Origin of the sequence: Companilactobacillus bobalius, from assembly GCF_002179915.1 — a bacterium.
Classification (GTDB): domain Bacteria; phylum Bacillota; class Bacilli; order Lactobacillales; family Lactobacillaceae; genus Companilactobacillus; species Companilactobacillus bobalius.
Genome location: NZ_MYFM01000003.1, coordinates 268,370 through 289,073 on the forward strand (window position 1 = coordinate 268,370; position 20,704 = coordinate 289,073).

Sequence of the window (20,704 nt, forward strand, 5' to 3'; positions counted from 1 at the left end):
TTCTATAATATTAAGTTGTATGTAAATAATTTGTAACAATAAATTTTACAAACAAATCTTTTAAAAAAGCAAATATGGAGGTGATAGCATGTATCCAGCTATCATAACCTTCTCTTTCGCTCTAGTAACATTGATCGTGGGTATACTCTTCGGATATGCTCTCTGTAAGGATGCCTACGAAAAGAAACTTTCACAAGCTAAACAAACTGCTGAAGATATTGTTTCAGATGCAAAGAAAGCTGCTAAGTCCTTGCAAAAGGAAAAGCTCCTCGAAGCTAAAGATGAGATTCATCAATATCGTGAGAAACAAGAAGATGAATTGAAGGAACGTCGTAAAGATGTTCAGAGACAAGAAAATCGTATTCTCGAACGACAAGACATTTTGGATAAAAAAGACCAATCGCTTGAAAAACGTGAGGAAAACATCGAAAATAACGAGAACGATATTTCGGCACGACAACAGAAACTTAGTGAAAAAGATAAACAATTGACTGAAACTCTTAATGAACAGCAAGCGGAGCTGGTAAGAGTAAGTAACTTAACACGTGAACAAGGTAGAAAAATTATCCTTGGTAAGTTGAACAAAGAGTTGGTACATGAACGTGCCAAGATGATTAAGGAAAGTGATGAACAAGCTAAACAGCATATTGATAAAGATGCTAAAGCTTTGATCATTGCCGCTATCCAAAGAAGTGCAGCTGATACAGTTTCTGAATCAACTGTTACTACCGTTACTTTGCCTAATGAGGACATGAAGGGAAGAATCATTGGACGTGAAGGTAGAAATATTCGTACAATTGAATCTCTAACTGGTGTCGATTTAATTATCGACGATACACCTGAAGCGGTTGCTTTAAGTGCTTATGATCCGGTCAGAAGAGAAATTGCTCGAATGGCTTTGGAAAAATTAATTGAAGATGGTCGAATTCATCCAGCTCGTATCGAAGAAATGGTCGATAAGGCTAGAAAAGAAATGGATGATCACATTCGTGAACTTGGTGAACAAACGATTTATAGTTTGGGTATCAGTTCTATTAATCCAGACTTGATTAAGATCATTGGACGTATGCAATATCGTACAAGTTACGGTCAAAATGTTTTGAGTCACTCAATTGAGGTAGCCAAGTTATCCGCTGTGATGGCTGCTGAAATGGGTGAAGATGTTATGTTAGCAAAACGAGCAGGTTTATTACACGATATCGGTAAGGCCATCGACCGCGAAGTTGATGGATCACACGTAGAAATAGGTGTTGATATCGCAACTAAGTACAAAGAACCAGAAGTAGTTATTAATACAATTGCTTCACATCATGGGGATGTTGAACCAACATCATTTATTGCAACAATTGTTGCAACAGCTGATGCAATTTCTGCAGCACGTCCTGGTGCTAGATCAGAATCGATGGAGAACTATATTCATCGTCTTGAGAAGTTGGAAGAAATTGCTAATAAGCATGATGGTGTTGATCATTGTTATGCAATTCAAGCTGGTCATGAAATTAGAGTTATGGTTAAACCAGAAGAAATTTCTGATGATCAAGCAGCAATTCTAGCTCGTGATGTTAAAGGCGAGATTGAGCAAAACCTTGAATATCCAGGCCACATTAAAGTTACTGTGGTACGTGAAGTTAGAAAAGTAGAATTGGCTAAATAAATGGGGGTGTATCGTTGGATACGCTCTTTTTTAATTTACTTTTTGTTTATGCCATAGGTATTGTATAATTGTTCTATTAATGGAAAGTGAGTTTTTCAAAAATGTCGGGTATGTTTAGTGTAATAGTAAAATTATTTTTAACGATGATTCTGTCGGCTATAATAACTCCTTTCGTAGTGAAATTAGCCTATATTTTGGGTGCTGTCGATAAACCAAATGCACGGCGTGTAAATATAAAGCCAATGCCTACGATGGGTGGACTGGCCATCTTTATCGCCTTTAATTTTGCTACGTTTGCTCTGTTGCGAGAACAATTCCCAACACATGAGTTATTCAGTGTTTTTCTAGCAGAATGTATTATTGTTTTAACGGGTATTATTGATGATATTCGTGAATTATCGCCTAAAGCTAAGTTAGCAGGTATTTTTGCAGCCTCTTTAGTTATTTACTTCTTGGCTGGTATCAGAATGAACGAGGTTACATTGCCAATTATCGGTTCATTCGAACTTGGTTGGTGGAGTTTGCCAATAACGATCATCTGGATTATCGCCATTACTAATGCGGTGAATTTAATTGATGGACTTGATGGATTAGCCACTGGTGTTTCAATTATCGCGTTGTTCACAATGGGAGTCATGGCTTACTTCTTCTTAAATCTAACTAATGTCTATGTGGCTATTTGGATTTTTGCCTTAGTATTTGCTTTGGTAGGTTTCTTACCGCATAATTTCCATCCAGCAAGTATTTTCTTAGGTGATACGGGTTCACTATTTATTGGATTCATGATGGCAGTGTTCTCACTTAAGGGATTGAAAAATGTTACATTCATTACTTTGTTAATGCCAGTGGTAATCATGGGCGTTCCTATCACTGATACTGTTTATGCAATTCTTAGAAGGCTTTTGAATAAGAAACCAATTATGCAAGCTGATAAGCATCACTTACATCATAGATTGATGCAATTAGGCTTGTCCCATCGTCAAACTGTTTTAGTAATATATGGTTTGTCTCTGGTTTTTGCCTTTATTTCAATGCTTTATCCACTATCAACTTTGTGGGGTAGCGTACTATTAACGATTGGAGTTCTGATTGGTTTGGAATTATTTATTGAATCAATTGGTTTACTGGGAGACAATCGTCAGCCATTACTACATGCAATTCAAAAATTTATAAAACGATTAGAAAAGAAGGATTAACAGACGCCGTTATAGCGCCTGTTTTTTTGTGTCTGACAATAATTCTATAATTGCTAGACACCAGTAGACTGAATTCAACAGTATGTAGGTAGTATAAATAGATGACACCTCTTTTAATAGATTTCAAGGAGAGATGAAAAATGAAGTTAAGCGAGCAATTGAAGAAGTATCGAAAAGCAGAGAATTTAACGCAAAAAGAATTAGCACGGAAATTGAATGTTTCTGATAAAACAATTTCAAGCTGGGAAACAGGAAGAACTTATCCTGATATTTCTTTATTGATTAATTTAAGTTCCATTTTACAGATATCCTTGGACGAATTTTTAAAGGGAGATGTAACAACGGTGGAAAAAATTGATAAAGATTTAAAAATGAAAAATGTTTATAAATATTGGTTGATAGGAGTCCTGATAACATTTTTAGCTGTGATTGGATTAGGAAACTTTCTTTCAAATTATCAATATGAGAATCAATGGATAGATCGATTCAATCCTTTGATCAAAACGGAAGTCGGTTATGCTCCATTACCGGAAAATAAAACTTTAAAGGCAGGCGCTCCATATAAAGATATCGTTGTAGTTGACGACGAGTGGGGTAATTCAACTCTATTAGATTTTTATGGTGGCTTACATCCAAAAGACAAAGATTATGCGATGGTGCAGCATAAAGGGTTATATGTCTCTAGAATCAGCTTTATATCCCGGAATGTAATTCCTAAGATCTACAGAAATTATATGTACAAGGATTATGATGAAATGGCCAAAAGTGTCAAATTTATGAAAAAGTATGATGATGGAGGGGCTCCAGGGTCTGACAAGCACTTTGGTTTGAGAAGCGGGAACTATGAATAAAAAAACTCTCAACCAATTCGTTTTGGAATTGGTTGAGAGTTTTTAATTTGTTTCAATAGGAACCTGTTTATAAGTTTTTTCAGTTTCTTTTAATGTAATTTGGTTTTGGAAGAAATCTTTAATATTTTGAACGGTTTGTTTGGCACTATCTAAATCTAAGAAAATTTGGCATTTAACATCAGTTGAGAATTGTTTATCTTCTAAATTTATTTTTTCCTTTTGGGCATAGTTATCAAATTTATCAAACATATGATAGGGAATTGCTAATTCATATCCTTGTTGAATTCGGTTTTCGACTAAGCCAATTTCTTTAACAGCCTCGGCGGTGGTTGATGAGTAAGCTCTAATCAAACCACCAGCACCTAATTTGATACCACCAAAGTAACGGGTCACAACGACAGTTACATTCAAGAGATCTTGTTGTTGAAGTACATTGAGAATTGGTGATCCGGCTGTTCCACTAGGTTCACCATCATCGGACATGCGCTCAATCTTAACATTTTCCATAACGATAAAAGCGGTGCAGTTATGAGTTGCTCCAGATTCTTGTTCTCGAATTTTTTGAATGAAAGCCTTAGCCTCATCTTCAGAGAAAGTTTGAGCGATATGGGCAATAAAACGTGATTTTTTAATAACCTTTTCATGACTGCCAGTTTTGGCAATGGTTTTATAATTTTGCAAAAAAATCGCTCCTTTACGTAATTTTAATTATGACTAATTTAAATGAGTATCTCGGTGGCAAAATTTTTAATGCCAAAGAATTAACCCCTGATTTGAAAAAGATCTTACTTGATCAGGGAGCAATGCAAACAGATGCGACTTATCAAATTAAAGGTGAAAGATACTGTCGACGCTGTTTGATGAGGTTACCTCAAAAATCAGGTAAATATAGTTATTGTCGTCATTGTATCAATTTAGGAAAGATTAGTTCAAGGGACGCTCTATTAATAACTAGCTCAGATGTTGTATTTCCAGTGCAAGAGGAGTATTTGAGCTGGAATGGTGTATTGACCAGTAATCAGCAAAGAGGCGTCCATGAGCTTTTAAATGCCTTTAACAGTCATAAAGATCACTTGGTCTGGGCCGTCACTGGTGCGGGAAAAACGGAGATGATTTTTCCATTAATTGAGCAGGCATTAATCAAGCAACAACGAGTCGCTATTTGTTCCCCACGTGTAGACGTTTGTATTGAACTCTTTCCTAGATTACAAAAGGTTTTTCCAAAAACGACGATAGGTCTTTTCCATGGTAAAAGTTTGGAAAGGTATCATCTTACAAAAATAGCCGTCATGACCATTCATCAATTGATCCGATTTGAGAAAGCTTTTGATGTATTGATTATTGATGAAGTGGATTCTTATCCTTTAGCGGGTAACCAAATGTTACATCAAGCGATTAAGAAATCCAAAAAGGATATGGGGATGACGATTTACTTGTCAGCTACGCCACCTAAAAAACTTCTACAAAAGGTAGAGAAAGGACAAATAACACTTACTAAATTATATCAAAGATTTCACGGTCACCCATTGCCAGAACCACACTGTCATTTATTATTCAAAGAAATAAACTTTCTAGGTATCAATCCTAGACTACGTTTAAAACTCAATCAGATTGTAAATAATCATCAGCGTTTGATGATATTTTTTCCATCAATTTCTGTTATGGAGAAGTTTGCCCAAAAATTAGGAAAATATTATCCAACGTTATCATTTGTGAGTGTTAGTTCTCTTGATAAAAAGCGTTTAGAAAAGGTGCAACAATTTCGTGAACATCAAGTTCAGGCCATTTTAACAACAACAATCTTAGAACGAGGTGTTACTTTTAAACGAGTAATAGTCTTAGTACTGAATGCTGATGCTAAAGAGTTTTCAAGGACTTCGTTGATACAGATTGCTGGCCGCGCAGGTCGGGATAAAAAGTATTTCGATGATGAAGTACATTATTACTATCGCTATTACAATCTTCAAATCCACCAAGCTTGTAGGGAAATCCGGTATTTGAATCAACAGGTGAAGAAATGAAATGTTTAAATTGTGGGGCTGAAATAAATAATAATTTAAAAATATCAGAAATATTTTCTTTAAAAGAAATTATACCGAATTATATCTGCAATTTATGTCGTCAACAATTGGCACCCTTGAAGAATCGGCATAATTGTCCGCGATGTTTTAAGCCAGATAGTGAGGGAATCTGCTCAGATTGTCTCATTTGGGAGCAAAAATATGGTAAAACCAATTGCCATCAGGCTTTGTTTGAGTATAATCAGTTCATACACAGCTATTTCAAGCTGTATAAACGATATGGAGATGTCTTGTTAGCAAAATTATTTTATCAAGATATAAAGAGTTGGTCTTTAAAAAATCACTTTGATGTAGTTACTTATGTTCCCGCAAGTCAAAGCCATTTTGAAAAACGTGGCTTTGATCCCGTTTATGAATTGTATGCTGATATCTTTGATCTAAAGAAACTTTTGTTTAAAATTGATGCCGACAAACCCCAAGCTCAAAAAAATCGTTTGGAGAGAATGCAGACTCCACAAACATTCTCCGCTTTGCCCGAAATTAATAATTTTCAAAAGAATCAAAGAATTTTGATATTAGATGACATTTATACGACAGGACGGACTTTGATGTACGCTCATGATATATTTTTAAGCTACGGATTTAAAAATATTTGCACGTTTTCATTATCAAGGTAGTGAAAACGTTGTCATATGGGCTTAAGAATATTATAATTGCATTAAAGAGATGTAAAGATGCTCTTTAATTTCCTACTCGTCGGAAGGAGAGATTATTATGTTAACTATTAATGTACGTGGTGAAAATATTGAGGTAACTTCATCAATTCGTGAATACGTTGAAAAAAGAATTTCCAAAATGGAAAAATACTTTAGCGATGACAGTAATCCTATTGCACATGTAAATTTGAAAACATATCCATCAAAGGGTACAAAAGTCGAGGTTACAATTCCTCTGTCATATATCACATTGAGAGCTGAAGAAGTCAATGATGATTTGTACGCTGGAATCGATCTAGTAATTGATAAGCTTGAAAGACAAATCAAGAAGTTCAAGACACGTGTAAATCGTAAGAGCCGTGAGGGCGGCAGTCTAAAGGATATTCCTTTGGATGATGTAACACCTGAAGAAACTGAAGAAGATAAGTCAGATATCGTAAGAACAAAGCGTCTTTCATTGAAACCAATGAATGCAGAAGAAGCTGTTCTACAAATGGAAATGCTTGGACATGAATTCTTCATCTTTGAAGATTCAGAAACAAATGGTGCAAGTATCGTTTATAAACGTAACGATGGCAGATATGGCTTAATTGAAACTAATGAATAATTAATAATTTAAAATGAATAACAATTGGTCTGGAGCTTATGCTTCAGGCTTTTTTGTTGTCTGTAGAGCTTTGTAAAGTATTCTTAACACTACTGAGGCGTAAAATGGTGTATCATTGTAGACCTGAAAAGTCTATTTGACGATATTAAGTTTAAAAGTTTAAAAAAAAATGCTACTATTAAGAGTATGTTCATTTACACTTAGGAGAGATATATAAATATGGCAAATCCGCTAAGAAGATGGGTCGAAAGCGACAAAAGAGAAGTCAAACGTATGGGCAAAATTGCCGATAAGATTGAAAGTTATGCTGATGCTTATAGCAAGCTTTCTGATGAAGAACTTCAAGCTAAGACTCCTGAATTTAAAGAAAGACTAGCAAAGGGTGAAACACTAGATGATATTTTGCCAGAAGCCTTTGCTACTGCTCGTGAAGGAGCTAAAAGAGTCCTTGGACTTTATCCATTTAAGGTTCAATTAATTGGTGGTATTACTTTGCATGAAGGTAATATTGCTGAAATGAAAACTGGTGAAGGTAAGACTTTGACAGCTACATTACCAGTTTATTTGAATGCTTTAGCTGGTAAAGGTGTCCATGTTGTTACCGTTAATGAGTATCTATCCGGTCGTGATGCCAAGGAAATGGGTGAGCTATATAAATGGCTTGGCTTAACCGTTGGTTTGAATTTGAATAGTATGGATTCTGAGGAAAAACGTGCTGCTTATAATTGTGACGTTACATATTCAACAAATAGTGAACTAGGTTTTGATTATTTGCGTGATAACATGGTCGTTTACAAGGAACAAATGGTACAACGTCCACTTCACTTTGCAATTGTCGATGAGGTTGACTCTATCTTAATCGATGAGGCCAGAACACCTTTGATCATTTCTGGTGCAGCCGAAAAATCAACTGCTATGTATGTTCGTGCAGATCGTTTTGCTAAGACTCTTGAAAAAGATGATTACAAGATCGATTGGCCTACAAAATCAATTAGTTTAACAGAAACAGGAATTAGAAAAGCCGAAGATTACTTTGGCCTTGATAACCTTTATGATATTGACAACACAGTTTTGAATCACCATTTGGATCAGGCTTTACGTGCTAACTTCATCATGAGTCTTGATATCGATTATGTGGTTCAAGAGGGCGAAGTAAAGATTGTTGATCAGTTTACTGGTCGTGTTATGGATGGTCGTCGTTATTCTGATGGACTACACCAAGCTATTGAAGCTAAGGAAGGTGTAGAAATTCAAGATGAAACTAAGACTATGGCTAACATCACTTACCAAAACTTCTTCCGTATGTATGATAAGTTGTCTGGTATGACTGGTACTGCAAAGACTGAAGCTGAAGAATTTAGAGAAATCTACAACATGGAAGTAATTTCTATTCCAACTAACAAACCAGTTATTCGTGATGATAAAGATGATCTTCTTTATCCAACATTGAAGAGTAAGTTTGCTGCTGTTGTTGAGGATATCAAGAGACGTCATGCAAAGGGACAACCTATCTTGGTTGGTACTGTTGCGGTTGAATCTTCTGAATATCTATCTAAATTACTTGACAGTGAAGGTATTCCTCATGCTGTCTTGAATGCTAAGAACCATGCTAAGGAAGCTGAAATTATCATGAACGCTGGTCAACGTGGCGCTGTAACCATTGCTACTAATATGGCTGGTCGTGGTACTGATATCAAGCTTGGACCTGGTGTGAGAGAAATAGGTGGTTTGGCTGTTCTCGGTACTGAACGTCATGAATCACGTCGTATTGATAATCAGCTTCGTGGACGTTCTGGTCGTCAAGGTGATCCTGGTGTTACACAATTCTACATGTCTCTAGAAGATGACTTGATGAAGCGTTTCGGTTCTGAACGTATTAAGCGTGTGCTTAAGACTTTGAAGATCGAAGATGATGATGCTGTTATTCAGAGTAAGATGATGACACGTCAAGTTGAATCTGCTCAAAAACGTGTTGAAGGTAATAACTATGATACACGTAAGAATACTCTTCAATATGATGATGTTATGCGTGAACAACGTGAAGTCATTTATAAAGAAAGAATGGAAGTTATTACTGAAGATAAAGATCTTGATCGTGTATTACTTCCAATGCTTAAACGAACAATTCAAGCTCAAGTTAACGTCCATACTCAAGGTAAACAAGAAGATTGGGAATTGGAAGCAATCGTTGACTTTGCTAAGTCTGCCTTAGTTAATGAAAATCAAATTTCAGCCGTTGACTTACAATTAAAGAGTGCCGATGATATTGTTAAATATTTGATGGACATTGTTAATAAGAACTATGAAGAAAAGAAAGAACAACTTGGAGATCCTGCTCAAATGCTAGAATTTGAAAAGGTTGTTATTTTGAGAGTTGTTGATGAACACTGGACAGATCATATCGATGCTATGGATCAATTACGTCAATCAATTGGATTACGTGGATACGGTCAATTAAATCCTTTAGTTGAGTACCAAGAAGAAGGATACCGTATGTTTGAAGAAATGGTTTCTGATATTGAATATGATGTAACTAGATTATTCATGAAGGCCGAAATCAGACAAAATATGGAAAGATAAAAAGCGGGCCTTGGGCCTGCTTTTTTTATAAGGGTGATTATATGGAATTTGGTGAAATTAAAAATAAAATTTCAGAGATGGAAAACAAAATAAGTCAATTCAGGGGGTCTCTTTGACTTAGATGCCCTAGAAGAAAGCATTGCTGAGAATGAAGGTCGGATGGCTGAGACTGGTTTTTGGGATGATCACGATAAAGCTCAAAAGGTGATTGATGATACAAAAGCCATGAAGGATAAATATGATAACTTCAAAGAATTAAGCCAAGGGTTAGATGACATTAAAGTTTCAGCAGAGTTATATCAAGAAGATCCAGAAGATGAATTGATGGAACAGATGGTAGACGATTCGTCTGATTTGTCCCAAAAATTACGTTCGTATGAGTTAATGATGTTGTTATCAGAACCATATGATTCTCACAATGCTATTATGGAAATCCATCCTGGTGCCGGTGGTACTGAATCTCAAGACTGGGGTTCTATGTTGTTGAGAATGTATCAAAGATGGGCTGATCAACATAATTTTTCCATTGAGATTGAAGATTACCAGCCTGGTGATGAAGCTGGAATCAAGAGTGTTTCGATGATGATTCGTGGAAAAAATGCATATGGTTTGTTACGTTCCGAAAGAGGAGTCCATCGATTAGTTAGAATCTCACCATTCGATTCGGCTGGTCGACGCCATACTTCTTTTGCTTCGGTTGATGTGATGCCTGAATTAGATGACAGTATTCATGTTGAAATTAATGATGATGATTTGAGAGTCGATGTTTTTAGATCCTCTGGTGCCGGTGGTCAACATATTAACAAGACTTCTTCAGCAGTACGAATTACTCATCTACCTACAGGAATCGTTGTTAGTTCACAAGCTCAACGTTCACAATTACAAAATAGACAAACAGCAATGAATATGTTGAAGGCTAAGCTTTTCCAAAGAGAGGAAGAAGAACGTGCCAAGAAACATGCCGAAATTCAAGGTGAACAAAAGGATATCGGCTGGGGCTCACAAATTCGTTCATATGTATTCCATCCATATACTATGGTTAAGGATCATCGTTCCAACTATGAATCAGGAAATGGACAAGCGGTAATGGATGGGGATCTGGATCCGTTTATATATGCTTATCTTCAGTGGAAACTACAAGGGGCCAAGATAAATGAAAAGTAAAATCTTAGTTGTTGACGATGAACCTGCAATTTTAGAGTTAATTGAATACAATTTGGAAAGTAATGACTATCAGGTTTCAACGGCAACTGATGGTGCAATGGCATTTGAAAAAATAAGTAATGGGGATTTCGATTTGATGTTGCTTGATCAAATGTTGCCTAAAATGAACGGTATGGAAGTTCTGAAAAAGATGCGTGAATCTGGTAATCTTACTCCCGTTATTTTTTTAACTGCAGTGGATTCAGAAGATACTAAAATTAAAGGCTTGATTAGTGGTGCTGATGATTACGTAACAAAACCATTTAGTATTAAGGAACTCTTAGCGAGAATTGAAGTTGTTTTGAGAAGAACATCTCATGAACAGAAAAAAAACAGTTTTCAACTTAATACCGATGTTAAAAGTTTGATTATTGATGGCCAAGAAATTAGTTTGACAAAAAAAGAATATGAATTACTGGAGTTTTTGATTAGAAACAAAGGGATTGTCGTCTCACGTGAACAAATTTTTGATAATGTTTGGGGAATTAATTCCAATTCACAAATGAGGATGGTTGATATCCAAATTAGCCACCTCCGTGATAAAATTGAAAAGGACACCAAAGATCCACAAATAATAAAAACCGTGCATGGATTCGGTTATATTTTAGAGGTATAACGATGAAAAGAAGAATAGGACCTATAATTGCTATTTTGATTTCAGTAGTTATCTTTGTTGTGTTGGTGATTTTTTCCGATACTATTTTGGGCGATTCACAAAAGGATATGTTTACTGAAGAGACCGTTTCGTATCAAGAATTAAAGAAAAATCATGATCCATCAGAAGCAGCAAGGATTGCTGGTTTGGATTATGTTGATTCCAGTAAAGAGAATACTTATTTACAGAAAAAGGCTTATGACATGTTCCATCGTGGTCGGATAGCTCCAGGTAAAAATTATGTTACCGATGTTAACTTTGGCGAAAGAATTATGTATTATTTACCAGGATCTAGTCGGTACGTAGTTGCTAAAAGATATAATCGTCTTTGGAGTCAGGCCCCATTAACATTTATATTAGTTGCTTTGATGTATTTTGTTATCACTGATTCTGTTATTTTGTTCTACTATCGTAAGCGTCAAATTCTCAGCAATGATATTAAGAGTGTGACTGAAAATTTGAGACGTGTACGTAAAAATAAGGAAATGGCTTCGCTTATTTTGTCACCGGATGATGAATTATATGGCTTAGTTGAACAAACTAACAAAATTAGTATGGATATTAATGACTTACGAGATGATGTTCGTTTACGTGAGAGACGATTCAGAGGTTTAGTTGGACATTTACCAATTGGTGTAATGTTACTGAATTCTCAAGGGGATGTTTTGATGCATAATCAAGCAATGGCTGGTCTTTTAGACGTGAACATCTCTAATGATATTCATCCATTCATTGAAGATATTAAGACTTATAGCTTGAGTAGGATGATTGAGCATACTTTGCGCAAAAATAAGAATCATCATCGTGAAATTCAATTAGTTGGTAACTCACAAAAGTTTGTCGATGCGAATGTTATTCGTTTGGTACATACGCGTGAAGATTTTGACCAGCAAGTCTTAGTTATTTTGTATGATTTAACAGAAAGTCGTCAAATTGAAAGAATGCAAGTAGACTTCGTTAATAATGTCAGTCATGAGTTGAAGACACCTGTAACTTCAATTGAAGGGTTCTCAGAGACCTTGTTGAACGGTGCTAAAGATGATCCTGAAAAACTGGATCATTTCTTAAAGATAATTCATAGTGAAAGTATACGTTTGACAGAATTGATTCAGGATATCTTGTCACTTTCGCGGGTTAAAAAGGGAAATTATAAGGCCGAAATGGTCAACTTACGCGAAGATCTTGATAGTATTTTGGAACGTCAAGATCCAGCAATTAAGAAGCATAATTTAACAATCAAGAAGCAATTCTTTGGTAATGAAGATGTGACTATCAACAAGGAGAAACTTAACTTAGTTATTCGAAACTTGATAAAAAATGCTATTTCATATAATAAAGAGAATGGTGAAATTGACATAGAAGTACATCACGATGAGATTGAAAATCGTCTCAAATTTATTATTAAAGATACTGGTATTGGAATTTCTGAGGCGGATCAGGGGCGAATCTTTGAAAGATTCTATCGTGTCGATCGTTCTAGAAGCTTGGAAACAGGTGGTACTGGTCTAGGTTTGGCAATTGTTAAAGAAACTCTTGATACTCTAGATGGAGATATTCGTATGGAATCTCACAAGGGATTGGGAACAACCTTTACGGTAAATATTCCTTTATAAAATAGAAAAAATTGTCATGATAAAATAATTTATTTTATCATGACTTTTTTTTATACAAAAAATATACAATGTTGTACTATCCTAGTTGGATAGAGGTGAGAACATTGAAAAAAAGACTTGTCGCATTATTTGCAATTATGTTTTCCAGCATACTCGTTTTGAGTGGTTGCAAAGGCAGCGGAAGCCAAGAAACTATTACGGCGGTTGGATCTTCAGCTGCCCAACCATTAGTTGAACTTGCCGGGGAAGAGTTTACAAAGAGTAACCCTAATCAGTACGTAAATGTACAAGGTGGTGGAACTGGTACAGGACTGAGCCAGATTCAGCAAGGTGCGGTCAATATCGGTAATTCTGATTTATATGCAGAACAGAAAAAAGATATTGATGCTAGTAAACTTGTTGATCATCGAATAGCTGCAGTAGGTATGGTTCCAGTAGTTAACAAAGATGTAAAAGTTAAATCCCTGACAATTAAGCAATTAAGACAAATTTTTTCTGGTCAGGTAAAGAATTGGAAGCAAGTTGGCGGACAAGATTTACCAATCACAATCATTAATCGTGCCGATGGAAGTGGTACACGTGCATCATTTGAGAGTGATGTTATGAATGGAACACCATTTGTTCGTTCGCAAGAACAAGATTCCAGTGGAATGGTCAGACAAATTGTCTACAATACGGATGGTGCAATTAGTTATTTGGCTATGCCATACTTAAATGACACCGTAAAAACAATTGCGGTTAATAACGTAGAACCAACTATTGAAAATATTGAGAATAATACATGGAAGATTTGGTCTTATGAGCACTTGTATACCAATGGTAAACCTACCGGTATGACTAAAGACTTTTTGGATTTTATTATGACCAAACATGTTCAACAGAACGTAGTTAAGAAAATGAATTATGTTCCCATGAACGAAATGAAGTATGAAAAGGATTATAAGGGCAATGTTACGCCCGTTTCAAAGGGGGTAAAATAATTGAAAGATCCAATTAGAGAAAGTTTAACTAGAAAATCGGTATCTGCCAAAAGGGAAACTCGGGGTAAGATTATTTCTTTCAGTTTTACTGCCATCATTGTTTTATTAGTTGTCACGATTATCGGATTTATTGCTTCAAGAGGTGTCATTATTTTTATTAAAGATGGTGTCAATCCGATTGATTTCTTGACTCATTCTGTTTGGGCTCCAAATAAATTAGACAGTGCTGGACATCCAATCGTTGGTGCTGCACCGATGATTATTGGTTCATTTTCAGTTACTTTGATTGCAGCTTTGATAGGGACACCTTTTGCTATTGCTGCAGCAATTTTTATGACTGAGATTTCACCAAGTTGGGGCCGCAAAGTTTTACAACCTGTAATTGAATTACTTGTTGGTATTCCTTCAGTTGTTTATGGATTCATCGGTTTAACAATTGTGGTACCTGCTGTAAGAACAATTGCTGGTGGTAGTGGTTTTGGTATTTTAGCGGGATCATTTGTTTTATTTGTTATGATATTACCAACTATCACGTCAATGTCAGTTGATGCTTTAAAGGCGGTTCCACGCTATTATCGTGAAGCATCGCTTGCTTTAGGTGCTACTAGATGGCAAACCATCCATAAAGTGGTTTTAAGAGCGGCAACACCAGGACTTTTGACAGCTGTTGTTTTCGGAATGGCTCGTGCTTTCGGTGAAGCATTGGCTGTTCAAATGGTTATTGGTAATGCAATGTTATTACCACAGAATTTGGTTTCGCCATCATCAACTTTAACTAGTGTTCTAACCATGAATATGGGAAATACTATTATGGGATCAACATCCAATAATGCTCTATGGTCATTGGCCTTGTTGCTTCTCTTGATGTCCTTACTCTTTAATTTTGTTATTAGAACAATCGCCAAGCGAGGTGAATTCTAATGTTTAACGAAAAAACTAAAGATAAGATTGCTACTGGCGTAATTTATTTTATGTCCGGTATTATTGTTTTGATTCTGATAGGTTTATTAGTTTATATTTTGGGCAGTGGATTACGTTATGTTAATTGGCATTTCTTAACTTCTGGCTCTAAAGCATTTCAAGCCGGTAGTGGTGTAGGAGTTCAACTATTTAATTCCTTCTTCTTACTGATTTTATCAATGTTAATTTCTATTCCCATTTCTATTTCGGCTGGTATTTATTTATCAGAATATGCGGGAAAAAATAAATTTGTTGAATTAATCAGAGTTTCAATTGAAGTTTTAAGTTCTCTGCCATCGATTGTTGTTGGCTTGTTTGGATTCTTGATTTTTGTTATCAGTTTCAAATTTGGATTTTCAATTTTGTCTGGTGCTTTGACATTAACAGTTTTTAATCTACCAATTTTGACTAGAAATGTTGAAGATTCATTAAAATCAGTTTCACAGTCACAACGTGAAGCAGGATTAGCTTTAGGTTTATCAAAGTGGGAGACTGTTATCCATGTTATTATTCCTGATGGACTACCTGGTATTATTACCGGAATGATTATTGGTGCTGGTAGAGTTTTTGGTGAAGCTGCTGCCTTGATTTATACTGCTGGACAGAGTGCGCCACCACTAGATTTTACTAATTTCAATATTTTCAGTATAACTAGTCCTCTAAACTTAATGAGACCAGCTGAAACTTTAGCTGTTCATATTTGGAAGGTCAACTCTGAAGGTTTGATTCCAGATGCTGTTCAAGTTTCTGCAGGTGCTTCGGCTGTTTTGATTATTGCCGTATTAATTTTTAATCTTCTATCTAGATATATTGGCAATTTAGTTTACAAAAAGATGACGGGTAAATAAGATATGATTGAACAAAATGATCAACAATACATCCTTCATTTGGATGAGGATAAACATGAAATCGCCATGAAGACTGAAGATCTACAAGTGTTTTATGGTGAAAAAGAGGCGATGCATAAAGCTTCTTTGCAATTTGAAAGATATAAGATAACGTCTTTAATTGGAGCCTCTGGTTCTGGTAAGTCAACCTTCTTGAGATCATTGAATCGAATGAATGATAACGTTGAAGGTGCAAGCGTTAAAGGCAAGATTATGTATCGTGGATTGGATATCAATAAGAATAATGTTGATATTTATGAAGTAAGAAAACATATTGGAATGGTGTTTCAACGTCCTAATCCTTTTTCTAAATCGATTTATGATAATATCACCTTTGCATTAAAACGTCATGGATTACATGACAAGAAAAAATTGGATGAAATAGTTGAGACAACGTTGAAGCAAGCTTCATTGTGGGATCAGGTAAAAGATGATCTTAACAAGAGTGCTTTGGCCCTTTCAGGTGGTCAACAGCAGCGTCTCTGTATTGCTAGAGCAATTGCAATGAAACCTGATATTCTTTTAATGGACGAACCGGCTAGTGCTCTAGATCCAATTTCAACTTCAAATGTTGAAGAGACTATGATGAATTTAAAAGATAATTATACGATTATCATCGTTACACATAATATGCAACAAGCCGCTAGAATAAGCGATTATACGGCATTTTTCCATTTAGGTCATGCTGTGGAATTTAATGAGACGAGAAAGATATTTACTCGTCCAAAGATCAAAATAACAGAAGATTATGTTTCGGGACACTTTGGATAGGAGCGTTAGATTTGGCAGAGAAAATTTTGACATCTTCCGATGTACATTTATTTTATGGAAAAAAAGAAGCATTAAAAGGTATTAATTTAGATTTTAATAAGAATGAGATCACAGCTTTAATTGGTCCTTCTGGTTGTGGTAAATCAACGTATTTAAGATGTTTGAATCGAATGAATGATTTGATTCCCGATGTAACGATCACAGGAACCATCTCATTGGATGGTAAGAATATCTATTCTCCTAATGTCGATACTGTGGCTTTGAGAAAACAAGTTGGAATGGTGTTTCAACAACCTAATCCATTTCCGTTCTCAATTTATGATAATGTAGTGTATGGACTGAGATTAGCTGGCGTTAAAGATAAGTCGATTTTGGATGAAGCTGTTGAAACTAGTTTGAAGAATGCTGCTGTTTGGGACGATGTGAAGGATAAATTGCATCAGAGTGCATTGTCACTTTCAGGTGGTCAACAACAGAGAGTATGTATTGCTAGAGTTTTAGCGGTGAAACCTGATATTATTTTATTAGACGAACCAACTTCAGCTTTGGACCCTATTTCATCGGCTAAGGTTGAAGATACAATGTTGGCACTACGTGAGGACTATACGATCATTACTGTTACACACAATATGCAACAGGCTTCGAGAATATCCGATCAAACCGCCTTCTTCCTAAATGGAGAATTAATTGAAGCAGATAAAACAAAGAATATTTTCTTAAATCCAAAAGAGAAACAGACTGAAGATTATATTTCAGGAAAATTCGGTTAGGAGAAAAAACGATGCGCACTACTTTCGAAGAACAATTAAATAACTTACATTTACGATTCTCAGAAATGGGTATGATGGCTAGTGAGGCCATTATGAAATCCGTTAAAGCATACATTGATCATGATAAATCTTTAGCCAAAGAAGTTATTCGTAATGATCATGTGATCAATAAACGAGAGATGGACTTGGAAAAGGAATCCTTTGAAATGATTGCTTTACAACAACCAGTTACATCTGATTTGAGAATGATTGTAACGGTTTTAAAGGCTAGTTCTGATTTAGAAAGAATGGGCGATCATGCGGTAAGTATTGCTCAGGAAACAATTAGAGTTAAGGGCGAAACAAGAATTCCTGAAATTGAAAAACTAATTGCGGAAATGGGTGAGATGAGTACAAGTATCGTTGAAGATTCACTAGAAGCTTACTTGAAAAAGGATAGCAAGATGGCTGAAGAAGTAGCTCATCGTGATGTGGAAATCGATGCTAAAAGTACTTTGATCAATGAATTATGTATCAAAGATATGCAAAAAACTGTAGAAAATGTTTTAAGTGGTTCGTCTTATATGCTTGTAGCCAGTTACTTGGAACGTGTCGGTGATTATGCAACCAATATTTGTGAATGGGTTGTTTACTTAAACACTGGACATGTGGTAGAACTGAATCGGAAGCATATTCCTGATGTTGATGAGTAAAATTGATATTTTCATGGATATGTAGTATATTTTTTGGACAAGTTGAGGTGAATTTATATGAAAGAAAGAATCACAAGATCTAGTACAGATCGAATGTTAGCAGGTGTATGCGGTGGTTTAGGTGCTTACTTTGGCATTGATTCGACTTGGATACGTTTAGTTTTTATCTTTCTGTTGCCTCTTACTTATTTTCTGCCAGCCTTGGTTTATGTAATTCTGGCCTTTTCTTTGCCAGAAAAACGAAATATCCAGGAGACGGACTTTAATAAGAGAAAGCGTGGCACTAAAGCTGCCAAAAAATATTACTGATTCAAAAAGAATGAGGGTATGAAATGAAGTTACTTATAAAAGTGGCAATACAGACTCTATTGTTTCTAGCAATTGCTAGATTATTGCCCAGTATGTTTCGAGTGGATACTTTAGCCACAGCAATTATCGCTAGCTTGGTACTAGCTATTTTGAACTGGACAATCAAACCACTTCTACATATTATTTCTTTACCAATTACGTTTATTACATTTGGACTTTTTTCATTTGTAATAAATGCGATTACTTTAGAATTGACTTCGGCACTAGTTGGATCGAATAGTTTTTATTTCAGTGGATTTGGTTCAGCATTAGTCGTTGCAGTTATTCTGGCGATTTGTAATTCGATCATTAATAGTTATACAATGAATAATTTTCAAAGACGCGTCTAGAACGCGTTTTTTTGTTTCTAAAATGATAAAATTATTATAAATAAAGAATCTGTGGGGGTTAGCAATGACAAATTTTGTTACAGTATCTCAAATGGTAAAGGATAATGAATTGAAGGTTTATGCTGGAGAAGAGTTATTAAAAGATAAAAAAGTCATAACAACCGATATTTCTCGTCCTGGAATCGAATTGACGGGTTATTTTGATTATTATCCAAGTGAACGAATTCAATTATTTGGTCAAACGGAAACTTCATATTCTCGCTCAATGACTTCCAATAATCGTTACAAAGTGATGCTTGAATTGTGTCGCGAAGATACACCAGTTCTTTTGATTTCAAGAAATATTCAACCAAGTAAGGAATTATTGAGAGCTGCTAAAGAACATCATGTTCCAGTTATTGGATCAGAATTACCAACAACCAGACTATCAAGTATGATTACTGAATATTTGGATGAGAAGTTAGCTCCTAGAGAATCAATTCATGGTGTTTTAGTGGATGTTTATGGTATTGGAATCTTATTAACAGGTCATTCAGGGATTGGTAAAAGTGAAACGGCTTTGGAATTAATTAAGCGCGGTCATCGTTTGATTGCTGATGATCGTGTTGATGTTTATCAACGTGATGAAAAAACTATTGTTGGTGAAGCACCTAAGATCTTGAATCACTTATTAGAAATTCGTGGTATTGGAATTATTGATGTGATGAATCTCTTTGGAGCCGGTGCCGTTCGTTCACAAAGTGAGATTCAATTGATTATTAATCTGGAAAACTGGTCTGCCGATAAGAATTATGACCGTATCGGTACTTTGGAAGATAGACGTACTTTCTTTGACGTTGACGTACCACAAATTACCGTCCCTGTTAAAGTTGGTCGTAATATTTCCATCATTATCGAAGTAGCTGCTATGAACTACCGTGCTAAGAAGATGGGGTATGACGCTACAAAGAAATTTGAAGATAATTTAGGATTGTTGATCAAAGAGAATGAAGAAAAAACAAAGAATGAAAAAGATGGAGAAGGTAAGTAATGAATTTTGATTTGCTAGCATTAAACCCAATTGCTTTAAATCTAGGTGGCCTAGAGATTCACTGGTACGGAGTTATTATTGCTATGGGTGCTCTAATTGGAGTTATTATGGCAATGCGTGAAGCGAAGAAAAGACATCTAGACCCTGATAACATTTTGGACTTAGTTTTATATGGAGTTCCAATTGCTTTAGTTGGTGCTCGTCTGTATTATGTTATTTTTGAATTACCATATTATTTGGCTAATCCTAGTGAAATAATTAAGATTTGGCATGGTGGTATTGCAATTTATGGTGGTTTAATTGCAGCATTTATTGTTTTATTGGTTCTATGCAAGAAAAGAAATATTTCGCCTTGGTTGATGTTAGATATCGCTGCACCTTCAGTTCTTTTAGGACAGATAGTTGGTCGTTGGGGCAATTTCATGAATCAAGAGGCTTTTGGCGCTAAAACGACATTAAACTTTTTACAATCGTTACATTTACCGCACTTTATTGTTGAACAGATGTATATCAATGGTGCCTATCGTCAACCAACCTTCTTATATGAATCAGTTGGTAATTTAATTGGTTTAGCTTTGATTTTAATTTTGAGAAATCGTAAGTATCTATTAAAACGTGGTGAAGTATTTTTAACATATTTGATTTGGTATCCAGCAGTTAGATTTTTCGTTGAAGGTATGCGAACAGATAGTTTGTATATCTTACCGGGTGTGAGAGTTTCACAAGTATTGTCATTAGTACTATTTTTCGTTGCTATTGGAATTTTTATTTATCGTCGGAAGAATGAAAATGATCCTTGGTATAATGAGTTGTGAGCAAT

The 20,704-nt window shown here is 35.4% G+C and carries 21 protein-coding genes; 20 read left to right on the plus strand and 1 reads right to left on the minus strand.

Annotation, left to right across the window (positions count from 1 at the left end; translation table 11 throughout):
* Positions 1-88 precede the first annotated feature (88 nt).
* The 3 genes from rny to LKACC16343_RS06355 all read left to right on the plus strand — a co-directional run bounded on the left by rny (position 89) and on the right by LKACC16343_RS06355 (position 3,701).
* On the plus strand, positions 89-1,654 hold the full coding sequence (gene rny / locus LKACC16343_RS06345) for a ribonuclease Y (RefSeq protein ID WP_025084600.1): 1,566 nt from the start codon (positions 89-91) through the stop codon (positions 1,652-1,654).
* Between the two features lie 110 nt (positions 1,655-1,764).
* A complete protein-coding gene (locus LKACC16343_RS06350) occupies positions 1,765-2,850 on the plus strand; it encodes a glycosyltransferase family 4 protein (protein WP_054643132.1) in 1,086 nt (361 codons plus the stop codon).
* A gap of 140 nt (positions 2,851-2,990) precedes the next feature.
* A complete protein-coding gene (locus LKACC16343_RS06355) occupies positions 2,991-3,701 on the plus strand; it encodes a helix-turn-helix domain-containing protein (RefSeq protein WP_082604572.1) in 711 nt (236 codons plus the stop codon).
* 42 nt (positions 3,702-3,743) lie between these two features.
* On the opposite strand, the gene LKACC16343_RS06360 is transcribed toward LKACC16343_RS06355, so the two are convergent.
* Positions 3,744-4,382 (minus strand): YigZ family protein, encoded by a 639-nt coding sequence (locus LKACC16343_RS06360; RefSeq protein WP_056953931.1) that lies wholly within the window; start codon positions 4,380-4,382, stop codon positions 3,744-3,746.
* 29 nt (positions 4,383-4,411) lie between these two features.
* Between LKACC16343_RS06360 and LKACC16343_RS06365 the strand changes: the two genes are divergently transcribed.
* The 17 genes from LKACC16343_RS06365 to lgt all read left to right on the plus strand — a co-directional run bounded on the left by LKACC16343_RS06365 (position 4,412) and on the right by lgt (position 20,699).
* A complete protein-coding gene (locus LKACC16343_RS06365; RefSeq protein ID WP_056953933.1) occupies positions 4,412-5,722 on the plus strand; it encodes a DEAD/DEAH box helicase family protein in 1,311 nt (436 codons plus the stop codon).
* Positions 5,719-6,399 (plus strand): ComF family protein, encoded by a 681-nt coding sequence (locus tag LKACC16343_RS06370; protein ID WP_056953934.1) that lies wholly within the window; start codon positions 5,719-5,721, stop codon positions 6,397-6,399. Before LKACC16343_RS06365 ends, LKACC16343_RS06370 begins: the two co-directional genes overlap by 4 nt.
* Positions 6,400-6,496: 97 nt before the next feature.
* Positions 6,497-7,045, plus strand: a complete 549-nt coding sequence (gene hpf, locus LKACC16343_RS06375; protein WP_056953935.1) for a ribosome hibernation-promoting factor, HPF/YfiA family — start codon at positions 6,497-6,499, stop codon at positions 7,043-7,045.
* Between the two features lie 219 nt (positions 7,046-7,264).
* Positions 7,265-9,625 carry a preprotein translocase subunit SecA gene (gene secA, locus LKACC16343_RS06380; protein ID WP_056953937.1) on the plus strand — a complete coding sequence of 787 codons (2,361 nt, stop codon included), beginning with the start codon at positions 7,265-7,267 and terminating at the stop codon, positions 9,623-9,625.
* Between the two features lie 41 nt (positions 9,626-9,666).
* A protein-coding gene (gene prfB / locus LKACC16343_RS06385) for a peptide chain release factor 2 (protein ID WP_179207684.1) occupies positions 9,667-10,789 on the plus strand; the annotation gives its coding sequence in 2 pieces (ribosomal slippage) (positions 9,667-9,738 and positions 9,740-10,789; 1,122 coding nt in all).
* Entirely contained in the window at positions 10,779-11,444 is a 666-nt protein-coding gene (locus LKACC16343_RS06390; protein WP_056953939.1) for a response regulator transcription factor, read from the plus strand. Before prfB ends, LKACC16343_RS06390 begins: the two co-directional genes overlap by 11 nt.
* 2 nt (positions 11,445-11,446) lie before the next feature.
* A complete protein-coding gene (locus tag LKACC16343_RS06395) occupies positions 11,447-13,096 on the plus strand; it encodes a sensor histidine kinase (RefSeq protein WP_056953942.1) in 1,650 nt (549 codons plus the stop codon).
* 104 nt (positions 13,097-13,200) lie between these two features.
* Complete coding sequence (locus tag LKACC16343_RS06400) at positions 13,201-14,076, plus strand: phosphate ABC transporter substrate-binding protein PstS family protein (protein WP_056953944.1); 876 nt, start codon at positions 13,201-13,203, stop codon at positions 14,074-14,076.
* A complete protein-coding gene (gene pstC / locus LKACC16343_RS06405; protein ID WP_025084591.1) occupies positions 14,077-14,997 on the plus strand; it encodes a phosphate ABC transporter permease subunit PstC in 921 nt (306 codons plus the stop codon).
* Positions 14,997-15,884 (plus strand): phosphate ABC transporter permease PstA, encoded by an 888-nt coding sequence (pstA, locus tag LKACC16343_RS06410; protein WP_056953946.1) that lies wholly within the window; start codon positions 14,997-14,999, stop codon positions 15,882-15,884. Before pstC ends, pstA begins: the two co-directional genes overlap by 1 nt.
* A gap of 3 nt (positions 15,885-15,887) precedes the next feature.
* On the plus strand, positions 15,888-16,694 hold the full coding sequence (gene pstB / locus LKACC16343_RS06415; protein ID WP_025084590.1) for a phosphate ABC transporter ATP-binding protein PstB: 807 nt from the start codon (positions 15,888-15,890) through the stop codon (positions 16,692-16,694).
* A gap of 11 nt (positions 16,695-16,705) precedes the next feature.
* On the plus strand, positions 16,706-17,464 hold the full coding sequence (pstB, locus tag LKACC16343_RS06420; protein WP_056953948.1) for a phosphate ABC transporter ATP-binding protein PstB: 759 nt from the start codon (positions 16,706-16,708) through the stop codon (positions 17,462-17,464).
* An 11-nt stretch (positions 17,465-17,475) separates the two neighbouring features.
* Positions 17,476-18,156, plus strand: coding sequence for a phosphate signaling complex protein PhoU (gene phoU, locus LKACC16343_RS06425; RefSeq protein ID WP_054643098.1), 681 nt, complete (start codon positions 17,476-17,478; stop codon positions 18,154-18,156).
* A 57-nt stretch (positions 18,157-18,213) separates the two neighbouring features.
* The gene (locus tag LKACC16343_RS06430) at positions 18,214-18,465 is read left to right on the plus strand and encodes a PspC domain-containing protein (protein ID WP_056953950.1); all 252 of its coding nucleotides are present in this window, start codon (positions 18,214-18,216) and stop codon (positions 18,463-18,465) included.
* A gap of 23 nt (positions 18,466-18,488) precedes the next feature.
* Positions 18,489-18,854 carry a phage holin family protein gene (locus tag LKACC16343_RS06435; RefSeq protein WP_056953952.1) on the plus strand — a complete coding sequence of 122 codons (366 nt, stop codon included), beginning with the start codon at positions 18,489-18,491 and terminating at the stop codon, positions 18,852-18,854.
* A gap of 64 nt (positions 18,855-18,918) precedes the next feature.
* Positions 18,919-19,884, plus strand: coding sequence for an HPr(Ser) kinase/phosphatase (gene hprK / locus LKACC16343_RS06440; RefSeq protein ID WP_054643101.1), 966 nt, complete (start codon positions 18,919-18,921; stop codon positions 19,882-19,884).
* Positions 19,884-20,699 carry a prolipoprotein diacylglyceryl transferase gene (lgt, locus tag LKACC16343_RS06445; RefSeq protein WP_056953953.1) on the plus strand — a complete coding sequence of 272 codons (816 nt, stop codon included), beginning with the start codon at positions 19,884-19,886 and terminating at the stop codon, positions 20,697-20,699. Before hprK ends, lgt begins: the two co-directional genes overlap by 1 nt.
* Positions 20,700-20,704: the final 5 nt, after the last annotated feature.

Excerpts from the sequence above, each read along its gene's own strand:
- LKACC16343_RS06395 (WP_056953942.1), top strand. The coding sequence starts at position 11,447 with ATGAAAAGAAGAATAGGACCTATAATTGCTATTTTGATTTCAGTAGTT.
- secA (WP_056953937.1), top strand. The coding sequence starts at position 7,265 with ATGGCAAATCCGCTAAGAAGATGGGTCGAAAGCGACAAAAGAGAAGTC.
- lgt (WP_056953953.1), top strand. The coding sequence starts at position 19,884 with ATGAATTTTGATTTGCTAGCATTAAACCCAATTGCTTTAAATCTAGGT.
- LKACC16343_RS06435 (WP_056953952.1), top strand. The coding sequence starts at position 18,489 with ATGAAGTTACTTATAAAAGTGGCAATACAGACTCTATTGTTTCTAGCA.
- LKACC16343_RS06370 (WP_056953934.1), top strand. The coding sequence starts at position 5,719 with ATGAAATGTTTAAATTGTGGGGCTGAAATAAATAATAATTTAAAAATA.
- LKACC16343_RS06355 (WP_082604572.1), top strand. The coding sequence starts at position 2,991 with ATGAAGTTAAGCGAGCAATTGAAGAAGTATCGAAAAGCAGAGAATTTA.
- rny (WP_025084600.1), top strand. The coding sequence starts at position 89 with ATGTATCCAGCTATCATAACCTTCTCTTTCGCTCTAGTAACATTGATC.
- pstA (WP_056953946.1), top strand. The coding sequence starts at position 14,997 with ATGTTTAACGAAAAAACTAAAGATAAGATTGCTACTGGCGTAATTTAT.
- phoU (WP_054643098.1), top strand. The coding sequence starts at position 17,476 with ATGCGCACTACTTTCGAAGAACAATTAAATAACTTACATTTACGATTC.
- LKACC16343_RS06365 (WP_056953933.1), top strand. The coding sequence starts at position 4,412 with ATGACTAATTTAAATGAGTATCTCGGTGGCAAAATTTTTAATGCCAAA.
- LKACC16343_RS06430 (WP_056953950.1), top strand. The coding sequence starts at position 18,214 with ATGAAAGAAAGAATCACAAGATCTAGTACAGATCGAATGTTAGCAGGT.
- LKACC16343_RS06350 (WP_054643132.1), top strand. The coding sequence starts at position 1,765 with ATGTTTAGTGTAATAGTAAAATTATTTTTAACGATGATTCTGTCGGCT.
- hprK (WP_054643101.1), top strand. The coding sequence starts at position 18,919 with ATGACAAATTTTGTTACAGTATCTCAAATGGTAAAGGATAATGAATTG.
- pstB (WP_025084590.1), top strand. The coding sequence starts at position 15,888 with ATGATTGAACAAAATGATCAACAATACATCCTTCATTTGGATGAGGAT.
- LKACC16343_RS06390 (WP_056953939.1), top strand. The coding sequence starts at position 10,779 with ATGAAAAGTAAAATCTTAGTTGTTGACGATGAACCTGCAATTTTAGAG.
- hpf (WP_056953935.1), top strand. The coding sequence starts at position 6,497 with ATGTTAACTATTAATGTACGTGGTGAAAATATTGAGGTAACTTCATCA.